At 63.4% G+C, this 19,210-nt stretch carries 23 protein-coding genes; 9 read left to right on the top strand and 14 right to left on the bottom strand.

From position 1 onward, the window contains the following. The first annotated feature begins 164 nt into the window (after positions 1 to 164). Positions 165 to 1,523 (top strand): helix-turn-helix domain-containing protein, encoded by a 1,359-nt coding sequence (locus ACFWUP_RS14035; RefSeq protein ID WP_379234135.1) that lies wholly within the window; start codon positions 165 to 167, stop codon positions 1,521 to 1,523. A gap of 38 nt (positions 1,524 to 1,561) precedes the next feature. Beyond that, complete coding sequence (locus ACFWUP_RS14030) at positions 1,562 to 2,056, top strand: flavoprotein (RefSeq protein WP_379234133.1); 495 nt, start codon at positions 1,562 to 1,564, stop codon at positions 2,054 to 2,056. 54 nt (positions 2,057 to 2,110) lie between these two features. On the opposite strand, the gene ACFWUP_RS14025 is transcribed toward ACFWUP_RS14030, so the two are convergent. From ACFWUP_RS14025 to ACFWUP_RS14000, 6 genes are all read right to left on the bottom strand, one after another. Beyond that, a complete protein-coding gene (locus tag ACFWUP_RS14025) occupies positions 2,111 to 3,907 on the bottom strand; it encodes a DUF2326 domain-containing protein (protein WP_379234131.1) in 1,797 nt (598 codons plus the stop codon). Beyond that, on the bottom strand, positions 3,907 to 4,068 hold the full coding sequence (locus tag ACFWUP_RS14020) for an ABC-three component system middle component 8 (protein ID WP_379234212.1): 162 nt from the start codon (positions 4,066 to 4,068) through the stop codon (positions 3,907 to 3,909). Before ACFWUP_RS14020 ends, ACFWUP_RS14025 begins: the two co-directional genes overlap by 1 nt. 58 nt (positions 4,069 to 4,126) lie before the next feature. Then, positions 4,127 to 4,870 (bottom strand): ABC-three component system protein, encoded by a 744-nt coding sequence (locus ACFWUP_RS14015; protein ID WP_379234129.1) that lies wholly within the window; start codon positions 4,868 to 4,870, stop codon positions 4,127 to 4,129. An 837-nt stretch (positions 4,871 to 5,707) separates the two neighbouring features. Next, positions 5,708 to 6,595, bottom strand: coding sequence for an exodeoxyribonuclease III (locus ACFWUP_RS14010; protein WP_379234127.1), 888 nt, complete (start codon positions 6,593 to 6,595; stop codon positions 5,708 to 5,710). A gap of 190 nt (positions 6,596 to 6,785) precedes the next feature. After that, complete coding sequence (locus tag ACFWUP_RS14005; protein ID WP_379234125.1) at positions 6,786 to 7,541, bottom strand: nucleotidyl transferase AbiEii/AbiGii toxin family protein; 756 nt, start codon at positions 7,539 to 7,541, stop codon at positions 6,786 to 6,788. Continuing rightward, entirely contained in the window at positions 7,538 to 8,104 is a 567-nt protein-coding gene (locus ACFWUP_RS14000; protein WP_379234123.1) for a type IV toxin-antitoxin system AbiEi family antitoxin, read from the bottom strand. The genes ACFWUP_RS14005 and ACFWUP_RS14000 overlap by 4 nt, the downstream gene beginning before the upstream one ends. A 215-nt stretch (positions 8,105 to 8,319) precedes the next feature. On the opposite strand from ACFWUP_RS14000, the gene ACFWUP_RS13995 reads away from it, so the two are divergent. Continuing rightward, positions 8,320 to 8,607, top strand: coding sequence for a hypothetical protein (locus ACFWUP_RS13995; RefSeq protein WP_379234121.1), 288 nt, complete (start codon positions 8,320 to 8,322; stop codon positions 8,605 to 8,607). A gap of 241 nt (positions 8,608 to 8,848) precedes the next feature. Here ACFWUP_RS13995 and ACFWUP_RS13990 read toward each other — a convergent pair whose 3' ends face one another. Beyond that, positions 8,849 to 9,784, bottom strand: a complete 936-nt coding sequence (locus ACFWUP_RS13990) for an NADP-dependent oxidoreductase (RefSeq protein WP_379234119.1) — start codon at positions 9,782 to 9,784, stop codon at positions 8,849 to 8,851. A gap of 78 nt (positions 9,785 to 9,862) precedes the next feature. Continuing rightward, entirely contained in the window at positions 9,863 to 10,738 is an 876-nt protein-coding gene (locus ACFWUP_RS13985) for a DODA-type extradiol aromatic ring-opening family dioxygenase (RefSeq protein ID WP_379234117.1), read from the bottom strand. Between the two features lie 120 nt (positions 10,739 to 10,858). Between ACFWUP_RS13985 and ACFWUP_RS13980 the strand changes: the two genes are divergently transcribed. The 3 genes from ACFWUP_RS13980 to ACFWUP_RS13970 all read left to right on the top strand — a co-directional run bounded on the left by ACFWUP_RS13980 (position 10,859) and on the right by ACFWUP_RS13970 (position 13,032). Continuing rightward, on the top strand, positions 10,859 to 11,332 hold the full coding sequence (locus tag ACFWUP_RS13980) for a MarR family winged helix-turn-helix transcriptional regulator (protein WP_379234115.1): 474 nt from the start codon (positions 10,859 to 10,861) through the stop codon (positions 11,330 to 11,332). Between the two features lie 201 nt (positions 11,333 to 11,533). Continuing rightward, on the top strand, positions 11,534 to 11,947 hold the full coding sequence (locus ACFWUP_RS13975; protein WP_379234113.1) for a RidA family protein: 414 nt from the start codon (positions 11,534 to 11,536) through the stop codon (positions 11,945 to 11,947). Further along, positions 11,944 to 13,032 (top strand): NADH:flavin oxidoreductase, encoded by a 1,089-nt coding sequence (locus ACFWUP_RS13970; protein WP_379234111.1) that lies wholly within the window; start codon positions 11,944 to 11,946, stop codon positions 13,030 to 13,032. The genes ACFWUP_RS13975 and ACFWUP_RS13970 overlap by 4 nt, the downstream gene beginning before the upstream one ends. 4 nt (positions 13,033 to 13,036) lie before the next feature. On the opposite strand, the gene ACFWUP_RS13965 is transcribed toward ACFWUP_RS13970, so the two are convergent. Continuing rightward, entirely contained in the window at positions 13,037 to 14,179 is a 1,143-nt protein-coding gene (locus tag ACFWUP_RS13965; RefSeq protein ID WP_379234109.1) for a serine hydrolase domain-containing protein, read from the bottom strand. A gap of 160 nt (positions 14,180 to 14,339) precedes the next feature. Here ACFWUP_RS13965 and ACFWUP_RS13960 point away from each other — a divergent pair, with 160 nt between their 5' ends. Continuing rightward, positions 14,340 to 15,041: a helix-turn-helix domain-containing protein gene (locus ACFWUP_RS13960; protein ID WP_379234107.1), complete on the top strand. Its 702-nt coding sequence runs from the start codon at positions 14,340 to 14,342 to the stop codon at positions 15,039 to 15,041. Here the strand turns inward: ACFWUP_RS13960 and ACFWUP_RS13955 are convergent. After that, positions 15,023 to 15,598, bottom strand: coding sequence for a dihydrofolate reductase family protein (locus tag ACFWUP_RS13955; RefSeq protein WP_379234105.1), 576 nt, complete (start codon positions 15,596 to 15,598; stop codon positions 15,023 to 15,025). The genes ACFWUP_RS13960 and ACFWUP_RS13955 overlap by 19 nt on opposite strands. A gap of 164 nt (positions 15,599 to 15,762) precedes the next feature. Between ACFWUP_RS13955 and ACFWUP_RS13950 the strand changes: the two genes are divergently transcribed. Then, positions 15,763 to 16,056: a hypothetical protein gene (locus ACFWUP_RS13950; protein ID WP_379234103.1), complete on the top strand. Its 294-nt coding sequence runs from the start codon at positions 15,763 to 15,765 to the stop codon at positions 16,054 to 16,056. Positions 16,057 to 16,060: 4 nt separating this feature from the next. Then, on the top strand, positions 16,061 to 16,543 hold the full coding sequence (locus tag ACFWUP_RS13945; RefSeq protein ID WP_379234101.1) for a hypothetical protein: 483 nt from the start codon (positions 16,061 to 16,063) through the stop codon (positions 16,541 to 16,543). Between the two features lie 126 nt (positions 16,544 to 16,669). On the opposite strand, the gene ACFWUP_RS13940 is transcribed toward ACFWUP_RS13945, so the two are convergent. From ACFWUP_RS13940 to ACFWUP_RS13925, 4 genes are all read right to left on the bottom strand, one after another. Next, entirely contained in the window at positions 16,670 to 16,837 is a 168-nt protein-coding gene (locus ACFWUP_RS13940) for a DUF4236 domain-containing protein (RefSeq protein WP_082843603.1), read from the bottom strand. Between the two features lie 67 nt (positions 16,838 to 16,904). Beyond that, positions 16,905 to 17,180 carry a hypothetical protein gene (locus tag ACFWUP_RS13935; protein ID WP_379234099.1) on the bottom strand — a complete coding sequence of 92 codons (276 nt, stop codon included), beginning with the start codon at positions 17,178 to 17,180 and terminating at the stop codon, positions 16,905 to 16,907. 110 nt (positions 17,181 to 17,290) lie between these two features. Then, entirely contained in the window at positions 17,291 to 18,103 is an 813-nt protein-coding gene (locus tag ACFWUP_RS13930) for a helix-turn-helix transcriptional regulator (protein WP_379234097.1), read from the bottom strand. A 115-nt stretch (positions 18,104 to 18,218) separates the two neighbouring features. Beyond that, positions 18,219 to 19,085 (bottom strand): NAD(P)-dependent oxidoreductase, encoded by an 867-nt coding sequence (locus tag ACFWUP_RS13925; RefSeq protein WP_379234095.1) that lies wholly within the window; start codon positions 19,083 to 19,085, stop codon positions 18,219 to 18,221. Between the last annotated feature and the right edge of the window lie 125 nt (positions 19,086 to 19,210).

Genomic DNA, 19,210 nt, shown 5'->3' with positions numbered 1-19,210 from the left:
AAAAACCGTTGGGGACGGCCATGATCGCGGAAGCGGGGCGGATGATGCGGAGTGCTGAGAACACGCGCGAATGCCCGGTGTGCGGGACTCGGTTGTCCCGCTTCAACACCGGCACGGCATGCAGTAGTTGCGCGCGAGTAGAGCCCGCTGTCGGCGCACCGGTCATGTCCGCCGAGTTCTGGGCCAGCGATCACATGCGCGACGCCTTGGCCTCCTGGCACATGGGCCGGGTGATCTTCGCCTTCCGCACCCACCCCATGCACAAGGCCCCGATCACCCAACTCGACGTCGCGAACTGGCTCGACATCTCGCAGGCGACCTTGAGTCGGATCGAGTCCCGCGAAGCTCCCGAAAAGATGTCCAAGCTGGTCCAATGGGCAACAGCTCTACACATCCCCGAGGAACTGCTGTGGTTCCGACTCCCCCGGCAGAACACGGCAACAGAGGTCGACCGTCGACAGCTGCTCATCCTCGCGGCAGCAGCCGTCGCCTCGGCCACCACCGAGGACATCCTCCCCAGCAACAGCCCGGCCACCGACGACTTCGACACCTCGGTGCCCGCCATCGAAACAGCCTTGTGGGCAGCAGGCAACATCGGAAACGATCAGCCGGTCCGCGAGATCGGCGAACTCATCGCGCTTGCCCGACGCATCACTAAACTCCAAATGGCCTGCGAATACGCGAAACTCGGCCCCTTGCTGGCACCGGCGATCACCGATCTGTACCGCCAGGCCCGCAGCGGAAAGCCCCGAGACCGCCGCGCCGCGTGGGATACGATGGCCCAGGTTGCTTCCGAGACCTCGGTGGCACTGCGCGCACGCGGCTATTTCGCCGCCGCCTGGTCAGCCGCGCAGGCAGCCGAATCCGCTGCCAAACGGATCGACAGCAGACAAGGCATTGCCTCGGGTGCCTACGTGCGCAGCCAGGTGCTCCTCGCCCGACCCGAGTCCCTCAAGGCTGCCCTGGATTGCGCCGTGCACACCGCCGCCCAGGTCGGACCCGACGCAACCACCGCCCCCGAGATACAAACGGTCGGAATGCTCCACCTCCAAGCGTCTTTGGTCACCGCCACCATGGGTGCGAGCCCCCACGATCACCTCGCCCAGGCCGCCGAGTACGCGGCTCAGCTCGACCGCTCGACCACCCACGACCCCACCACGATCATCGGCAACGTCTCCTTCGGCTCGGCCAACGTGACGTTGTGGAACATGACCGTCGCCATGGAGGAAGGCTCCCCGGAACGAGTGCTCGATCTCGCCTACCGACTCGACCCACGATCGTTGCCGACCGTCGGCCGCGCCGCACAGTACTTCGTAGAGGTGGGGCGTGCCGCCGCAGCCCGCGACAACCACACCATGTCCCTGGACGCGCTGTTACGGGCGGAGCGCATCGCGCCTCAACAGGTCCGAAACATGGACACGGTGCAGGAACTGGTGGGCCACATGATGATCAAGGCCGGACGCGACCTCGTCACCGGTGACCTCGGCAAACTCGCTTCCCGGGTCGGAGCCGTGGCGCTGTAGGCGAAGACGCATCACCCGTCGCCTGCCATGATGGAGGTATGGGTGAGCGCACTAGAGTTCTGTACGCGATCGTGACGGGAGCCGGTGGGGCCGGGGACGTCGGGGAACTGGTGTCCCTCGCGCAGGCAGACGGTTGGGATGTGTGTGTTCTGGCCTCCCCGAACGGCGCTCGATTCATCGATGCCGAAGCACTCGCGGCACAGACCGGGTATCCCGTTCGGTCGGAGTTCAAAGTTCCGGGCACCATAGACCTGCTTCCACCGCCCGACGCGGTCATCGCCGCGCCGCTGACGACAAGTTCCATGGCGAAATGGGCGGCGGGAATCGGCGACACGTTGCCACTGGCGCTACTGGTCGAAACGACCGGAGCCGGGCTACCTGTGGTGGCGGTTCCGCACGGACGAGCGGCTCAATTCCAGTTCCCGCCAGTCGCTGCCGCCCTGTCCAACCTCACAGACTGGGGCGTGCGCTTCATCCGGGTCAACGAAGGCGAACCAGTGCCGTGGGCGGCAGCCCTGAAAAACCTCGACTGACACTCAGCCGGATTGGCGCCAACGAGGTTTATCGAGGTGTCGCTATACACTCCCTTACCACGGCGGCATTTGAAACAGACGGCCAGAACTTCCTTCGTCGTGCAAAACGAGAACAACTTCTCGTGAGGATATCGCCGCAGGGGACGAGTCGATCGATTCCGGCAGGTCACTATCCAGTGTCGAAATGACTGGTTGGATACCATACTCAGCGTATTGCCGGAACACCCCGATCAGCTTCGACCTTTTGCGTGGCTCAAGCTGTTCCAAAGCGCCATCATGGTACACAAAACGAGCAAAGGGGACCGAGGAATAGGCTCTGAGCACAGCCAGATCAAAAGCTATGCATAGCAGCTTTCTATAGGAAGTGCCGCGATCACCACTGGTAGCAGTTCCAGATTCTCCTACAAATTCGGCAACAAACTCCAGTCCACCGTTCGAATTTATCCTAATGGCGATGATTGCATTTTGCCCGAGCACATCGTAAATTATTTCGGTGAAATATCTCCGCAAGCGCCCGAAATGACTTACTTCATCTTGACTGATAGCAACCAACTCAGTCTCGGTATCGTCTTGAACCCTACTATATTCCTCTTCGAGAGTGCGGACTTCTCGCCTAAGCTCAATCAGCCGCGTAGCAGCGACACGCTGGGATTCGAGCTGCTTCAAATCTGCTTTGAGAACGGAAAAATCGCGAGAAATATCTTTGTACTTTGAAAGTGCTTCCGAGTTCCGCAAATATTCTAGGGACCGAGACCTTTCCATGTTCAGCCGCGGCAACTCTTCGTCGATTTCAGCCACTCTTTGCTCAGCATCGGCTAGTTGCTGCTGCAGCGCAGTGCGGCGCTCTTGCGTAATCGCACGATTAAATGCAACCAGCTGCTCATAGTCCCGCTTGAGCTGATCACCGAATGCGATACCAGCCTCGTTGAAGAGGCGTTCCGAATCGGCCGTTCGGAACATTACACTTTCAGTCTCGATCGACTCGCTGAGTCTTGCCATCAGCTGCGTTATGCGGTATCGCTCCTCATTGAGACCGACAATTCGCGACTCGATTACCTCGACGACTTCCGTGGTTGTACGCTGATCCTCAGCGCCAAAGTTAAAAGACTCCAAAGCGTGAGACTTTTCCTCAACTGCACGTCGTTTCACAGAGATCAACCCATCGAGGACTGATGGGTCAGCATCGTCGCCACCCCACTCCTGCAACAACGTTGCCAAGCGGGTCTTTGCCAAGCTGAGCTCGTCACGCTTTTCGTACAGGTTGATCACTGTCTCGGCGGTCATTCCGAGAAGGTGCGCGACAAAAGGCTTCCAGTCCGCGTGCGATCCCGAGAATTTTCCTAGCTGGAATACATCGAGATAATCGCGCTGGGACCGTATAAGATAGCCAATCAGCTTTCTATAGCTCCACGGCCGGAGCGCATCGATGGCAAGGATCCCATCCACTATCTTCTTTGCGCGATCCATGGGGAGGCCAATGTGGTCCCAGTCCCCTGCCGTCAGCAAGGATGCATCGTCGACCTTCTCAGGCCCTCGCTTGAGCTCGATCTTCGTCCCTGGCATCACGGACCTGGCTATATTGAGATAACTTCCATCGTCGAGTGCGAGTTCGAGGTAGAAGGTGTAGTCGTAAAACACGTTCTCATGACGGAACAGAAAGAAGCTGTTCGATTTCGACTTCAGCAAGCAAAAGTCGAGCAGCTCGCCGACAGTTGTCTTGCCAAGATTATGGGTGTCCAAGTCCCTATTTTCTGGAACACGAATTTCAGCGAGTACAACGTTGAAGCCCTCTTTAAACTCGATACCACGGAACTCGTGCGGATGGTTGGAGTAGAGTCGCGAAAGCTTCATTATTTCCCCGTATACTCGAACGAGTCTATCTTAGGTAGATATTCTACGAGACCTAGTACGTACAGCAGACTCAGCGCTGGCGTAAATAGATACTCGGAAGAGGATACCCTTTTCGCCGCCGCAGCCCTTAGATCTGCATAAGCCACCACGCGCTTGCGCATTAGCTCCTTTAGAATCGCGGTTGCCGTCGCGAGTACCGTACCATCCGGATGTGAGTGCTTATTGGGCAGCAGCATCAGCAGACTCCCCTATATCACAGTGCCAGTACATATAGAATAGCATGGTTCTCACCAGTCTGGCATTACGGCCGAGCACAGGATCTCGCTTGAGCAAAAAATCGACCAAGTAATTGAACAACTCATCGAACGACTGATAGTTCTTGCGCTTTGCTACAATCTTGAGCTGAAACTCCTCGACCGCCCCTTCATACTGCCTCAATGCCTCCGAATTTCCAGGGTCGGCCAGAAAGGTACCTATCTGCATTGAGTACGGTAGATAGAGCCTACGAAGACGCGCGGCAAACTCCGCTGACATGTTGTTAATCTTGTTCTTGTTGTCATAAGAAACACGCTCAACAACTTGCGCATCGGAAACCGCACTTACGGCAGAAAGTCCGTCCTGTATCGCAAGAATAACCTCTGCCAAGTCATAGCTTGAGATAAGTAGGGGTCCATCTATGGGGTCAATCCCAGCCAGAGATACTAGGTCGGCAAACGCCCGAAGTTGGTCATCCAGATATTCCACACCAGCCAAATAGATCGAACTTCGATCGAGCCCCGCACCTTCAGCTATTCGCTTAACAATCGAAGCGCTCGCATTAGCTCCAAGCCTTCTATTCGAGAACAGGAAATAGTTGGAGATCTCCCCTTCGCTCGCCAATCGTTTGATACGAACTATCTCTTCTGTCAGAACGGAACTCTTAGCGTCGCCGCTAAAATCTGGATCGCTGTAATGGACATTCATTGCATTAGTATGCTTCGCCTGGATTATCGTAATACCAGTCCAGGGACTTGCAGTGCTGGGGAATCTCTCGGCAGTACCCTCAAATCGAGCATCCCGACCACCGTCCGGCCCAGTCGAGAACGACTGAACGCCAGCTCCGAACAATTTCCGGCTACACTGCACAACCAAGCGCTCGAACTGCGAGTCATCCAAGTCTTCGTACGGGTAGGCCATCCGCGCATCGTACCGACTACCCGCCGAGCGAGCCTAGTAGAACCGGCGGTTCGACACGCGGTGAGCATCCACAGCCGGTGTCTCGATCGTGGAGATCACCGCGATACGCCTCCTTGGACCGCACCAACAACGGTCCCGGCCGAGACTCAGATGCTGCCGGGACCGCCTCAATGGCAGCAGCACGGCTACCTCAACGCGGTTGACGGGGCGGTTCCACCCGGCATCGCCTCGGTATCGCTCTCTGGTGCGTTGCCTGAGAAGGCTTGACACTATTTGTCGCCATCCAAACCATGATGATGTTGCGACACGCCGCGCGCATCCGCAGCGTTTCAGGCGAGCTTCAGATCTATTCGTACCGGCTCTGATCAGGCTCGGTCGACACCGACCGAACATTCAGGCCGACGACCGCGCTTGATCTCGCGCGGCCGACCCTCGCGGCTATCGAGCGGCGGCGGTCCGCGCTCTCATGCTGCGTCCCCTGAGCGCGGACTGAGACGCTGTCGCCGTTCAGAAATCCGTCCGCACCTGCCGTACACCTTCGTCAGATCAAATAGGATTCGGCGATGACCAGCCGCTTGCCGGTTGCCCATGTTTTGTGTGTCCTGCCGAGGGCACCAGAACTTCTCAGTCGGGCATTGCCGAGTAGGTCACCACGAGTGGGGCGTGATCGGAGAGCCGCTCGGCGGGTGACGGTTCCTTGTCGACGACAACAGACGTGGCGAGGCGGGCGAGACCGGGTGTCGCGAGTTGGTGGTCCACTCGCCAACCCACATCCTTGGCGAACGATTGACCCGCCCAACTCCACCAGGTGAGTGGACCCGGGCGATCGCCGTGCACCTGTCGCACCACGTCGACGAGCCGACGCGTGCCGAGAATCGAACTGAACCACTCGCGGTCGGCAGGTAGGAATCCGTCCATCGTGCGGGCGGCACGCCAGTTGGTCACATCGTGGCGGGTGTGCGCGATGTTCAGATCCCCGGTGAGGACGAACTCGCGTCCCGCGCTCAGCGCCGCGAGCCGGTTCCGGTGCACTTCGCGGGCGAACGCCGCGAGGAACCGCTGCTTCCGTTCGTACTTGACCCCACCGTCGGGCTGTTCGCGCATAGATCCCGGGCGCTGGAGATGCGAGGGCAGACCACCCTTGGGGAGATAGAGACAGGCCACCGTCACCGGTCGGTCGGCCAGGTCGACCTCGATATAGCGGCCCTGTGCGGCGAACTCACCGAGTCCGCGGGCCCTGGGTGGGTGGGTCACCCACGTCCGCACGGCAGCGGCGGAAACCCTCGTCAGTACGGCCACACCGTTACGACCGGCCACGGAACCCACGTCCACCGCCGCCGAATAGCCCGGGAAGGTGCCCACATCAGATGCGGGACAACGCAACTCCTGCAACGCGAGCACATCGACCGACCGCGCCCGCAACCACTGATCGAAGCCACGACGACGTGCCGCGCGGATTCCGTTCACGTTGAATGTGGCGACAGTGAGAGAATCAGCGACCGACGAACCCATGGCAACACTGTGCCGGAGTCCCCCGTCACCCGCTCGGGCAGCTCCGGTACGCGACCTCGGTGGGGCCGGGGAGGTCGGCGAACTGGTTTCCCACGCGCAAGCCGATCGAATACGAACCCGCGACGACCAGGCGTTTTACAGTTGCCCATATTTTGCGTGTCCTGCCGAGGGCACCACAAGCGTCAGAGGCTCAGCGGCTGTTCGGAATTCGTGCCCAGGCGGCTCGAACCGCGGACAGCGCGACCTCAGCGCTGATCGTCAGCCGAGTCTGGCCGGCCAGTTGTGCGTTCCAGTCGTCTTCGTTCGGTGCTCGATCGAACAACTGTGGGGCAGGCAGCCGGTTGGTCGGGCCGTACCTCCGGTATAGCGCTCCCGCAATGCCGTCGATCGCGCCGATGCCGTCCAGCGCCCAGAGGTCCCACAGATCGCGAGACGCGCGCCGGTCATGCCATGTCACGGTCTTCCCCGCGACAAAAGCCGGAAGTGTGGGCACGAGAAGTTCGGCCGGTGGTACGTCGGTGTAGCGCTGCTCGAGTTCGCGGAGTTCGGTCGGCCACACCGGTCTGCCACGTGCCGACAGCAGCTGGATCTTGACCGAAACGCCGGACGCGGAGCGAAGGTGGGCGGCACCGGTATCCGGGACGTTGCTCAACGACGGCGCCCATTCCAGCCGACCGTAGCTTCGCGCGACCGATCGCGGTAGAGCAACGTCGAGTTCGGCTGCCAACACTGTCCGGTTGTCCAAAGCAACCAGATCGATGTCTTCGCTGAGTCTGCCGCTTACCAGATGCGTACGGGCAAGGGCGGTTCCGCCGATGAAGTGCAGCCGCTCACCGAACCTTCCACTGATTGCAGCCAGTAGGTGGGAGATCAGATGGTCGCGTTCGACCTGTTCCGGTGAAACACCGAATTGATCTGCGACACTGTCACGTTCGTCGATCCTCATGCTCCCACCCAGGTTTGCGCGCGCCGAAGGGCCGCACCCAGGCGCTGATCAGTAGCGAGCTGCGTGAGTCGCGTCGGATCGCTACGACGGTAGAGGGTCTCGATCGCCGGACGAACCTCCGCCGCAGCATTGCCCAGATCTGGACGTCGGGCCAGATCGAGCACGGTCTGTTCCGGCGTCGTGACCAGCGCAGGGCCCAGCGGCGTTTCGATACGCTCAGCGTCGAGAGCGTCGGTGTCGCGGCGAACGAACCGGACTTGGGCGCAGCGATCGGTCAGCGCGATCGGCCGATGCTGGCGCGGAACGGCGACAATCGCGGTCGCCAGCGCACGCGGCACTGCTCCCAGTGCGCGAGCCGCGCTGATCCCCATGACAACGGCCTTATCCGGCCCGTAAATGGAGGTCGCGATACCTGCGGCGACGGCCTCCAGCGCGGGCAGCCAGATCCGGCCGACATGGTCCGGCGCGACGATCACGTAGTAGCCGTGAGCAACGCGATGCAGTACGCCCCGATCGACGAGCCGCGCGATTTCAGGGCGCGGTTGTGCGTAGATGTCGGCCAAGTCCTGCGGTCGAAGAGTTCGAAGGGGCGCTCGCCAGAGTTCGCCGGGCAGCACGGTGCTGCGATGCTCCGCCATCAGCACCACACCTCCTAGTGGGAGTATGCATTTAGTTGGCCATTACCCAACTAAATGCATACTACTGGATTAGCGACGGCCGAGTTGAGCGCCAGCCGTGGACGCCGATCTTCGCCGAGGACGTCGTCATCGTCGGCGAAGTGCTCTCCCCGTCCAACCACATCGGCCAGATGCTCACGAAACAAGCCCGCTACGCCGAAGCCGGGATCAGCGAGTACTGGGAGGTGCTGCTGGACCGGGAAGGCCGCCGCATCGACACCATCCTGACCTACGTCTTGGCGACGCCCACCGACCTACCAGTGGGCGTCACGCCTTTGCGGCCCCGCCAGTACGCCCTGGTCAGCGAATGGTCACCCACCGTCCATCCCGAAGTCGAGCTGAACCACCCCTTCCCCCTCACCCCCAGCTGGACCGACCTCGAATATTGACCGCCCGCGTGCAGCAACAGAATCGTCGGGCCGGCGCCGGTCGCCGTTCCCCGCAGGATGACATCGCTCGAAGTGATTTCGACGTCGCTCATCGGCGATCCGATCGTTCGAAGATTCGGGTCGACACCCGGCCCGCGGGTTGCCGCCCTGTACTCACAACAATCATCAGCGACAAATCCCGCGTTGTCGAGGAGCGTGCCGAAGAGGGGGCCCGGGCCCCGACACTGGGGCCCGGACGTAATCAGGGAGCGAGTACGACGGTTTTTCCGGCCAGGCGACCCGCGCCTGCGTCGGCATGCACGTCGGCCAGTTCCGACACCGGACGGCGGTCGGCCACGTGGATCTGGAGCTTGCCCGCGTCCACCTTGGCGACCAGCTCGCTCAGCTGAGCGCCGTCGCTGCGGACCCACAGGCTCTCGCTGCGAACACCGCGGGTGGTGTCTTCGGGGATCGGGCCTGCCGAGCTCACGGCGATTCCGCCGTCGGCGACGTAGTTCGTCAGTTGGGCGAGTTCCTCGGGGGAAACGCGCACGTGGTTCACCACGACCTGGAACGGACCGCCGACCGCATCAGGACCGGCCGCGAGGTCGAGGGGGCCTTCGACGCGGGTTGCGCCGTAAGCGCGGAGGCGGTCGGCGTGCTGGGGTGCGTCCACCGCGGTCACGTGGGCTCCCGCGTCTACGGCGAGTTGCACGACGAGGCTGCCCACCGCACCGGCGGCACCGTTGACCAGGACGGTCTGACCGGGCTTCAGTTCGGCGAGTTCGAAGGTCAGCTGCCAGGCCGCGAGGCCGGTCAGTGGCAGTGCCGCAGCATCGACCAGGTCGGTCGACTGTGGTGCCTGGGCTACGGATTCCGCAGGGACGACGGCATATTCGGCCGCGCCGCCCGCGGAGCCGAGGGGCAGCATCGCCACGACTCGGTCGCCGATCGCCAGTCCTGTCACGTCGGCGCCGAGCTCGGCGACGGTGCCCGCCAGGTCGATGCCCGGCACGTAGGGCAGCGTCATCGGGATCATTTCGGCGAGGTGGCCTGCGCGGATGTGGTCGTCGACCGGGTTGAACGAGGTGGCCGCAGCCTGCACCAGCACCTGCCCGGGGCCGGGAACGGGACGGTCGATGTCTTCGTAGCGCAGGACTTCGCTGGTGCCGAACTCGTGGAAGCGGATTGCCTTCATGGAACTGTCCTCCAAGGTGTTTCGATGTCGTCGCCACGAGATGAGGCGATCGAGTGGAGAGGTGAAAGTCGAACCGGCTCAGGTCAGTTGGACCGAGCGGATGGAGTTGCCCATGACCAGGCGGTCGATGGCGCTCACCGCGCCCGCGGGGTTGTCGGCGGCGCCGACGGTGAGCAGCAGCGGGACGAAATGCTCGGCCGTCGGGTGGGCGATCGCCGCGCCGGGTGCCTTCTTCCGGTAGTCGGTGAGGGCGTCGACGTCGCCGCGAGCGAGGGCGTCGGCCGCCCATTCATCAAAAGCTGTTGTCTCGGCAATGAGTTCGGGTTGGCGAAAGACGGCGAAGCTGTGCGTCATGAAGCCGGAGCCGAGCACCAGAATGCCTTCTTCGCGCAAGGGTCGCAGGTGGGCTCCGAGCGCCAGTAGCGCACCGGGGTCGAGGCTTGGCATCGACAGTTGCACGACCGGCACGTCGGCCGCCGGATACATCGCCATGAGTGGGATGAACGCGCCGTGGTCGAGACCGCGGCCGGCGAACTCGTGCACCGGCGTGCCGCCGAGCAGGCCGGTGAGCCTGCGAGCGAGGTCGGTGGCGTCGGGGGTGGCGTAGGGCAGGGTTTTGTAGCGGGGGTGGAAACCGCTGAAGTCGTAATAGAGCGGTGCACCTGCCGAGGCTGCGGTGATCGCGGCGGGCGCCTGTTCCCAGTGGGCCGAAACGACCACGATGGCACGGGGTTTGGGAATCGACTGAGCCCAGGCGAAGAGGTCGCCGAGCCACTGCGGATCGTCGAGGGTGAACGGGGCGCCGTGACTGACGAACAGACTGGGCAGCGGCCCGTCGGACGGACTCCACACGCGCTGCTTCCTGGCCTGCGGCAGCACGCGGGCAAGGAGGTCGTCGTACGCCGCAGCCGGTTTGCGGGAAATCGGGCCGATCCGGGAGGCAAGAGTGGACATCGATATCAGCTCCTTCGCTTGCCTGGGCAACTGCATTAACTTGCCCAGGCAAGTAAAACTGTAGCGCGTAATCACTTTCCTAGGCAAGTGCGAGTTGCCCAGGCAAGTACGATGAACCCCATGAACACCCCCTCACCCTGGCTCGATGACGATCAGCAGGACCTGTGGCAGGCACTGCTCACGGTCGTCATCGCCCTCCCCGCCGCCCTCGACCGTCAGCTACAGCGCGACGCGGGCATCTCCAACTTCGAGTACGGGGTGCTCGCCCAGCTGTCGATGGCCGACGACGACACCATGCGCCTGAGCGACCTCGCCCGGGTCTGCGACAGCACCCAGCCCCGCCTGTCGAAAGCGATGGACCGCTTCGAAGCCCGCGACTGGGTGACCCGCCGCCCCGACCCCAGCGACGGCCGATACACCTTCGCCACCCTCACCGACGACGGCCGCCGCAAGCTCGCCGAGAGCGCCCCCGAACACGTCGCGCAGGTCAAACGGCTCGTGTTCGATCCACTGACCGCCGCTCAGCGCCGCAACCTTGCCACCGCCCTCACCCGCATCGCCACCACCGTGCGCGGGGAACTCGACCAGGGCTGAGCATTCCCCGACCGGGATCATCCCCGTCTCGCTGCGCGCGCCGATCCCACGCGAGGTCGGCGCGCATACCGACGTCAGGTCGATCTTCCATGCTTCAGACGTGACGTTACGTAGCGTATTGACAAGATCGGAGGGGCCGCCGTACTGTTCCAAGCGTTACGGAACGTTCCGTAACGTATTCCGCACTGGAGGGAAACCGCGATGACCACTCCCAAGATTCGGCCCGAAATCCGCAAGGTCGCCACCGACCCCGACTGGTACCAGCCCTACCGAATCTCCCAGGCGATCACCGCCAACGGCCTGATCTACGTCTCCGGACAGGCCGGGTTCACCGAAGACGGGCGCACGGTCCCCGGCGGATTCCTCGAGCAGGGCCGCCAGGCGTTCCGCAACGTCGAGCGGGTGCTGGCGCAAGCGGGCGCCGACCTCGGTGATGTGATCAAGGTCGGCATCTTCGTCCGCGATATGGCCGCCAACCTGCCGCACGTGATCACCCTGCGCGAGGAGTTCCTGCGCGAGCCCTACCCGGCCGATACGCTGCTGGAAGTCTCCGCGCTCGCCCAACCCGACTGGCAGATCGAAGTCGAGGTCATCGCGGTGGAGTCGAACCGATGACCACTGTGGAAACGGGCCACCCCGCGCTCGCGCCGTACACCCTCGGCTCGCTGCCGCTGCGCAACTGCCTCGCCGTCGCACCGATGACACGGGTCTCCGCCCAACCCGACGGAACCCCGACCGACCGAATGGCTGAGTACTACCGCGAATACGCGCGCGGCGGCTTCGGCCTGATCATCACCGAAGGCGCCTACCCCGACATCACCCACAGCCAGGGCTATGCGAACCAACCCGGTCTGGCCACCGATCGACACATCACCGGCTGGCGCAAGGTGGTCGACGCGGTGCACGACGCCGGTTCGACGATCATCGCCCAGTTGATGCATGCCGGCGCGATCTCCCAGGGCAATGCCTACGGGTACGAGAGCATCGGCCCGTCGGCCGTCTCACCGCGTGGGCAGAAGATGGCCAGTTATGGCGGCGCGGGCGATTGGAGCACGCCCCGGGCGATGACCGCCCGTGACATCGATGCCGCTGTCGCCGGTTTCGCTGCCGCCGCGGTCAATGCGAAGGCAGCGGGATTCGACGGCGTCGAGATCCACGGAGCCAACGGCTACCTGCTCGACCAATTCCTCACCGACTACACCAACCAGCGCACCGACGAATACGGCGGTGCGGTGCACAACCGAATACGGCTCACCGCAACGGTTCTCGCTGCGGTCCGCGACGCCGTCGGCTACTTTCCGGTCGGCGTGCGACTGTCCCAGACCAAGGTCAACGACTTCACCTATCGCTGGCCCGGAGCCGAGGACGACGCCCAGGTGATCTTCGAAGCACTGTCCGAGGCGACCTACCTCCACATTGCGGGCGACGGGGGTTCGACCGTCACCCGACTCGCCCGCGAGATGTCGGGTCGCCCGGTGATCGCCAACGGTGGGCTGGCCGATCTGCGGCTGGCCGCCGACGTGCTGAACGACGAACACGCCGATGTGCTGGCTTTCGGACAAGCGGCGCTCGCCAATCCCGACCTGCCGCAGCTACTCCGCTCCGGTGCCGAACTCGCGGCCTACGATCCCGAGATGCTCAGGCCTACCGCGACTTTGGATTCCGCCTCCGAGTGGCGTGCGAGGAGGAAGTCTGGGTGACGCGCTACTTTTCACAGAGGGCGTGGTCCACCAATTCGTTCACAGCGCGCAATTGCGCGAATCCCTTACTGCGCGCGACATCTTCGCCGACTGCGAGAGTGGCGGACAACGAGACGACGGCACTTCGGCTTCCGTCGTCGGTTACTCCGGCATTGGTGAGAAATCCTGTTTGGCCACCGTTGTGCATCCAATACGTGCCGCCGCAGGTCAGTGGTACCGAGAACAGGCCGAGGCCGTAGCTCGCGCCGGGCCAGACCATTCCGGTGACGTCGTCGACCGGCACCGTGGTGCGCATCTGGGCCAGCTCTTCGGGGCGTAGTAGTTTGCCGCCGAGCAGGTTTCGGTAGAAGGCGCCGACGTCGGCGGTGGTGGAGATGTGGCCGACGGAGGCGTCGGCGTCGACCAGTTCGGTGACATCGATCAGGGGGCCGTCGGCCTCGAATTGCTGGTAGCCGTGCGCGTGTGGAGTGGGCAGGGTGGGGGTGGTGCCCGGCCAGTGGGTGTCCCGTAGCCCGAGCGGTTCGAGGATGCGCGTACGGACCTCGTCGTGCCAGGGGCGATCGGTGACCTGCTCGATGATCATGCCCAACAGGACATAGCCGGTATTGGAGTACGACCATCCCGTGCCCGGTGCGAAATCGGGTGCGTGCCGCATGGCCGACGCCACGGTCTCCTGCGGATCACGAACCTGGTAGCGAAGTCGGTAATAGTCGTCGGCAGTGGCCATTTCGGGTGGGCTTTCGTGAATACCACTGGTGTGCTGCAGAAGCTGACGAACTGTGATTGCGGCTCCGTCATTTCCATTGCCGTGCACCACATCCGGCACCCACTGCTGCACGGTGTCGTCGAGCGTGAGGCGCCCTTCACCGACCAACTGGAGCACCACGGTCGCCACCATGGTCTTGGTCAGACTGCCGATCCGGAAATATCCTTCCGTCGAAACCTGTTCCGCCGCATCGATATCCGCCCTACCCGCCGCCCTCGACCGATCGGTACCGGTGGCGACATCCACAAATCTGGCCTGCACACCGGTGGTGCCGAGTGCCGCGATCGCATCGACGTCACGTTGCAGGGCATCGGGTTCATCGCCGCAGCCACCGACCACCAAGGCCAGCACAAGCACTACGGCCACCATCATGGATCGCATCGGGCGCCCCTTTCGACTCAGTGGGAAACCTATCGACGGCCCACACCCCGCGGCATCCCTCCGCAGTACTGCTTTCGAGCTCCCGATTCGGCGTGCCTGTCACCCTCGAGTACCAGTTCCGGCGGGCGCAGCGGCGGTTAGGATCTCGATGGTGGGATTGGTGTTCGAGACGCGCGGGTCGGATTCGCCGTGGGTGGAGTCGGTGTGGACCTGCCGGAGTGAGCAGGTCGCGGAGATGACGTCGGTGGCGTCCGAGACCTGGGGATTGGTGTTCTGGGAGCAGCAGGGGGTGAGCTGCGCGGCGGTCACCGGGCCGGAAGTTCGCACCGGCACCGCGCCTGTTCCCGAGGGGGCGGACTTCGTCGGGATCCAGTTCGCGGTCGGCACCTCGTTGCGGGCGGTGACCGCATCGACCCTGGTCGACAGCGGGATCGTGCTGCCCGACGTGACCGCACGGGGCTTCTGGCTGGACGGCGAGCGCTGGGAGACCCCGCGCGCCGACGATGCGGAATCGCTGGTCGAGCGACTTGTCGGCCAGGATGTCGTGGTCCGTGACGCCCTCGTCGCCGACACGCTGCGTGGCCTGCAGCCCGCGATGACCGAGCGCACCCTCGAACGTCGTTTCCGGGCGGCGACCGGTCTCACCCAGGGCGCGGTCCGTCAGATCGAACGTGCGCGCACGGCGGCGCTGCTGCTGAGTGCCGGCGAGACGCCGGCCGATGTCGTCGACAAGCTCGGCTACTACGACGAGCCCCACCTCGCCCGCGCGCTGCGCCGGTTCGTCGGACGGACGGCGCGGCAGCTGCGCGAGGGAAGCGAGGGGGCGATCGCGTTGGACGTCGGTCAGCGGACGACGTCGTAGACCATCTTGGCGACACCGTTGGAGTAGGTCGCCGAGTCACGCAGGCACAGTTGCTGTTTGGGGCGATCGGCCCGGCCGAACAGGCTCTTGCCCGCGCCGAGCAGCACCGGGAACACGAGCAGGTTGTACCGGTCGATCAGGTCGGCATCCGAAAGGCGCTGTGCCAGTTCGGCACTGCCGTGGATGTAGATGGGACCGCCCTCGGTCTGCTTGAGCTTTTCGATGTCCTCGGTCGAGCGCAGGATGGTGATGTCGCCCCAGCCGTCGATCAGCTTGTCATCGGAGAGTGACTCCGACACAACATATTTGGGCAAATCTTTGTAGGCGGCGTGATCCTCGGAATCGCGCCAGATCGGGGCGAACGCCTCGTAGCTGCGACGCCCGAACATCAGCGCGGTGGTGTCGGCGAGCTCCTCGCCCTTCAGCGAATACGCCTCCGGCACGAACTCGGTCTCCATCACCCATCCACCACTGCGATGCCCCTCGACCGTCCCGCCGGGCGAGTCCACCACACCGTCGAGCGACATGAATCCCGTGTAAACCAGTTCGCGTGCCATCACAATCCTCCTGAAATCCGAATGTTCGAAACTGCCTGCGGTCAGCCTAGAGAGCCCTCCCGCACCCTGTCTTGGACGAAACCGACACGTGCGTTGCGCGCCGATCGAAGCCTTCAGCACCGACACTCGAGGTACTTGGGTACCATGGTGGCAGGAGGCGATTCATGATGACGAAACCGGCCACCGGTACCACCAAGAGACAGGCACCACTGAAGATCGACCCCGCCACCGACGAGTTGATCTCTCAGGCTGCGCACTTCCTCGGCATGACCAAAAAGGATTTCGTCGCCGAAGCGGTTCAGACCTATCTGGAGCAGAAGAGGGAGGAGATCCGGCACGGCATGGTCGAGTCCATGAAGATCCTCGACGGGTCGTTGACCAGCAGCGTTGCCATGCTGACCGGTCTTACTCCCGCGCGAATCGACGAGCTCGGCGGCGTGGGAGACTGGGAGGAATAGATAGATGACGGTTCGGCCGACACTTCGGTGTCTTCGCGAAGATCTGCGTTTACCGATCCCGTCCGCCACGACCCAACTCGATCAGATCGAACACCCGCTGCCGGCAAAGGCACGTGAGCAGTTCGCCGATCCTCACATACCCCACGAGCGAATCCGCGCGATCGACGACACGGTCCTGTTCAAAGTGAAGATCGGACGCTGGCGCGAAGCCGTCCATTGCGACAACCCAGACGCCGAGATTCCAGCATGGCTGGTGAGTGCCGGACTGCGCGAAGACGGACACGAAACCTATGTCGCGATCCGAATCACCGGCTCGGTCCCACCCGAATTCACAGCAGTGATTCTGCACCGCGTCCCCGGCTGCGCGCCGGACGCGTGGTTCCCCGAATCCTCACTGCCGGAACGCGAAGTCATGCCGGCCGAGCAGGTGTGGTCGAACATGATGGACCCAAAGGAAGCCGCCCGCCTACTCGAAGACCACGATTGATCAGTAGGGCCGCAGCCAGATCAACGGGGAACACTTCGGTGGTGAGTCGTAGTCCTCACCTGTTCCTGGTCGGACAGACGGCGGCTATCGGACTGGTGTGGCCTCGGTAACGGGCGGCGGGGCCGCTCAGCGTTGGCGCCAGCTCAGGGGGCCGGGGAGGTCGACGCTGTTCTTGCGGGTGCGGGAGTTCCAGGACCAGGGGCCGATCTTGATGCCCCAGGAGGACAGGCCGGCTTGGGTGAAGTTGAACTTCAGTGGTCCGAAGGATTTGCGCTGACGGAACTTGATGGGCATGAACGACCTCCCTGATCGCCACCAGGATAGCCGATCCTATTATGTCCCACCGGTTTCGACGGAGTCGCTACGACGAATTCGGCTGGTTCGAATCGCTGCGGCGGTGGGCGAGGGTGAGGAGGGTGAGGCCGGTGGTGGTTGCCAGGATCATTGCCAGGGTGAGCACGACCACCGGGGTGGTGGGGGCTCGGTCGGCGCCGCTGTGGCGGATCAGCAGGGCTGCGATCAGGGGGCCGAGCATTGCCAGTGCCGCGGCGATCAACAGCAATCCGCCGGTGATCAATTCCACGGAGCCGAATCGCGCATGGGACAGCGACCGCACGGACCTGATATGTACTGACATGACCTCCCCTTTCGTTGGTATTCGAAAGGTACCGCGCCGGACGGAATAAACCGTGACCATGCGACCCGGCGTCACAGAAATGACATCAGCAAACAAATGGCGATCGAAATTCAGTGCGCGCCGACCAGTTCGCGCGTACGCAGTGCGTCGAACGTTTCGCTCGCGGGCGAGTTCGGGTCCACCGTGTAGACCACCAGTACCTGATCCTGGTCTTCCGGCAGGTCCAGCGTTTCGTAGCCGAATTCGATTCGGCCGACCGCCGGGTGGTGAATCAGTCTGCGGCCGTGGGGGTTACGGGTGGCGGACTGGATGGACCAGATGCGGTGGAACACCGGGTTGCCTGCGGTGAGGTCGTCGATGAGGGAGGTGAGGCGGCGGTCGCGGGGGCAACGGGTCACCTGGCGACGGAGGTAGGCGGCGGTTTCGGCGGCTACCGGTTCCCAGTCGGGGTAGAAGACGCCCGCGTCGGGGTGCAGGACCGTGAAACGCGCCAGATTGCAGTCGCCGGTGAACCCGAACACCTTGTCGCCCATGCTGTTCCAAGCCAGCACTTCCATGTGCCGACCGAGCACGAACGCGGGCGTGGTGATCGAGTCGAGCAGTAGTCGGGTGCCGGGGCGGACCGTCGGGCAGTAGTTGTAGTCGGGGTCGGCGGGGCGGACCAGGGTGTAGAAGTGGTCGCGCTCGGTGGCGTCGAGGCGCAGGGCGCGGGCGACGGAATCGAGCACCGAATCGGGGAAGTCCTCGCCGCGACCCCGCTCCAACCGGGTGTAGTAATCCACGCTCATACCGGCCAGCTGGGCGACTTCCTCGCGGCGCAGTCCGACCATTCTGCGGCGGCCGTAATCGTTGAGTCCGACGGCGGCGGGTTGGATGCGGGCGCGCCTGGTGCGAAGGAACTCGCCGAGAGCGGGTGACGACATGGCAGCCAGCGTAGAAGGTATCCGCCGCCCCCATTGCATCGCCTCGGGCGAACGGACTTGTTCGACTGGTTAACGACGTGCGGCGGGGTGGAGAAATGTCGGGTACTACCCCTGCCTACCGCGTGCCGGGCCGAGTCAGCAGCTCGATCAACGCCGTGATGCTCTGCGCGCCGCGTCCGTCGGCGACCGCCCGGCTCAGCAGCTCGTGCATCGGGGCGTGCCAGGACAGGTCGACGCCCGTTTCGGCGCCGAGTCGCATGTCGTCGGCGACGGCAGTGTGGAACAGCTCGACCGACGCGCCGAGACGGGTGTAGTCCTTGTCGTCGATTTCGCCGGCCAGGACCGGCAGCAGCGATTCGATCATCTGCAGCCACTTCACCGAATAGGGCACCATCGTCGACGCGGGCAGTCCGCGCGAGGCCAGCACCGCCGCGCCTTCGAGGAAGCCGAGCAGCGCCGGGAGCAGGGTCGCGCCGACGGCGGATTCGTAGAGTGCGGCCAGATCCGGTTCGGCACCGAGGAATTCGAGTTCGCCGCCGAGTACGCGCAGGGTCGCGGAGTGAGTCTCGAAGACGTCGCGGTCACCGCCGAAGTACAGCAGTGTATTCGGATCACCCACGGCCGCAGGCACATTCTTGATCGCACCACCGAGGAAGCGGGCACCCGCGCTGTTCGCGAATTGCGCGAATCCCCTTGCTCGGTCGGGTGTTCCGCTGTTCAAGGTGATCAGGTCTCGGCCCAGTAGATCGGCACCGCGCAGACTCTCGCGTGCGGCGGCGAAGGACGTGAGGCAGGAGATGATCACCGGGCTCGCGGCGACCGCGTCGGCGATGTCGGGGTGCGCGTTCGCGCCGACCAGAGCCGCCGCCTTGTCGTGACTGCGGTTCCAGACCGCGGTGTGATAACCCGCGGCGACGAAAGCACCGGCTACCGCGCTACCCATCGACCCGGTTCCGAGCACCGTCACCGATTCGTTGATCATCTCGACTCCTGTCCAGGACCATCGCTCGACCGCCCCGATCCGAGTGTCGGTACACCGCCCACCTGCGACAAGTACGCACTTTTGCCATCCCTTGCCCACCTCGGGGTAAGCGACCAGGTCACCGA

The sequence above is a fragment of the Nocardia sp. NPDC058658 genome, assembly GCF_042716665.1.
GTDB lineage: Bacteria > Actinomycetota > Actinomycetes > Mycobacteriales > Mycobacteriaceae > Nocardia.
Note: the sequence above shows the minus strand (reverse complement) of the source record. Positions and strands in the feature narration are given on the sequence as shown.

Coding starts and splice junctions, on each gene's coding strand:
- ACFWUP_RS14025 (WP_379234131.1), bottom strand. CDS start 3,907: ATGAAGCTTTCGCGACTCTACTCCAACCATCCGCACGAGTTCCGTGGT.
- ACFWUP_RS13980 (WP_379234115.1), top strand. CDS start 10,859: ATGAACACCCCCTCACCCTGGCTCGATGACGATCAGCAGGACCTGTGG.
- ACFWUP_RS14010 (WP_379234127.1), bottom strand. CDS start 6,595: ATGGGTTCGTCGGTCGCTGATTCTCTCACTGTCGCCACATTCAACGTG.
- ACFWUP_RS14030 (WP_379234133.1), top strand. CDS start 1,562: ATGGGTGAGCGCACTAGAGTTCTGTACGCGATCGTGACGGGAGCCGGT.
- ACFWUP_RS13955 (WP_379234105.1), bottom strand. CDS start 15,598: ATGGCACGCGAACTGGTTTACACGGGATTCATGTCGCTCGACGGTGTG.
- ACFWUP_RS13935 (WP_379234099.1), bottom strand. CDS start 17,180: ATGTCAGTACATATCAGGTCCGTGCGGTCGCTGTCCCATGCGCGATTC.
- ACFWUP_RS13925 (WP_379234095.1), bottom strand. CDS start 19,085: ATGATCAACGAATCGGTGACGGTGCTCGGAACCGGGTCGATGGGTAGC.
- ACFWUP_RS14015 (WP_379234129.1), bottom strand. CDS start 4,870: ATGAATGTCCATTACAGCGATCCAGATTTTAGCGGCGACGCTAAGAGT.
- ACFWUP_RS13930 (WP_379234097.1), bottom strand. CDS start 18,103: ATGTCGTCACCCGCTCTCGGCGAGTTCCTTCGCACCAGGCGCGCCCGC.
- ACFWUP_RS13985 (WP_379234117.1), bottom strand. CDS start 10,738: ATGTCCACTCTTGCCTCCCGGATCGGCCCGATTTCCCGCAAACCGGCT.
- ACFWUP_RS14035 (WP_379234135.1), top strand. CDS start 165: ATGTCCGCCGAGTTCTGGGCCAGCGATCACATGCGCGACGCCTTGGCC.
- ACFWUP_RS14020 (WP_379234212.1), bottom strand. CDS start 4,068: ATGCGCAAGCGCGTGGTGGCTTATGCAGATCTAAGGGCTGCGGCGGCG.
- ACFWUP_RS13950 (WP_379234103.1), top strand. CDS start 15,763: ATGATGACGAAACCGGCCACCGGTACCACCAAGAGACAGGCACCACTG.
- ACFWUP_RS13975 (WP_379234113.1), top strand. CDS start 11,534: ATGACCACTCCCAAGATTCGGCCCGAAATCCGCAAGGTCGCCACCGAC.
- ACFWUP_RS13945 (WP_379234101.1), top strand. CDS start 16,061: ATGACGGTTCGGCCGACACTTCGGTGTCTTCGCGAAGATCTGCGTTTA.
- ACFWUP_RS13970 (WP_379234111.1), top strand. CDS start 11,944: ATGACCACTGTGGAAACGGGCCACCCCGCGCTCGCGCCGTACACCCTC.
- ACFWUP_RS14005 (WP_379234125.1), bottom strand. CDS start 7,541: ATGAGGATCGACGAACGTGACAGTGTCGCAGATCAATTCGGTGTTTCA.
- ACFWUP_RS13990 (WP_379234119.1), bottom strand. CDS start 9,784: ATGAAGGCAATCCGCTTCCACGAGTTCGGCACCAGCGAAGTCCTGCGC.
- ACFWUP_RS13965 (WP_379234109.1), bottom strand. CDS start 14,179: ATGCGATCCATGATGGTGGCCGTAGTGCTTGTGCTGGCCTTGGTGGTC.
- ACFWUP_RS13940 (WP_082843603.1), bottom strand. CDS start 16,837: ATGCCCATCAAGTTCCGTCAGCGCAAATCCTTCGGACCACTGAAGTTC.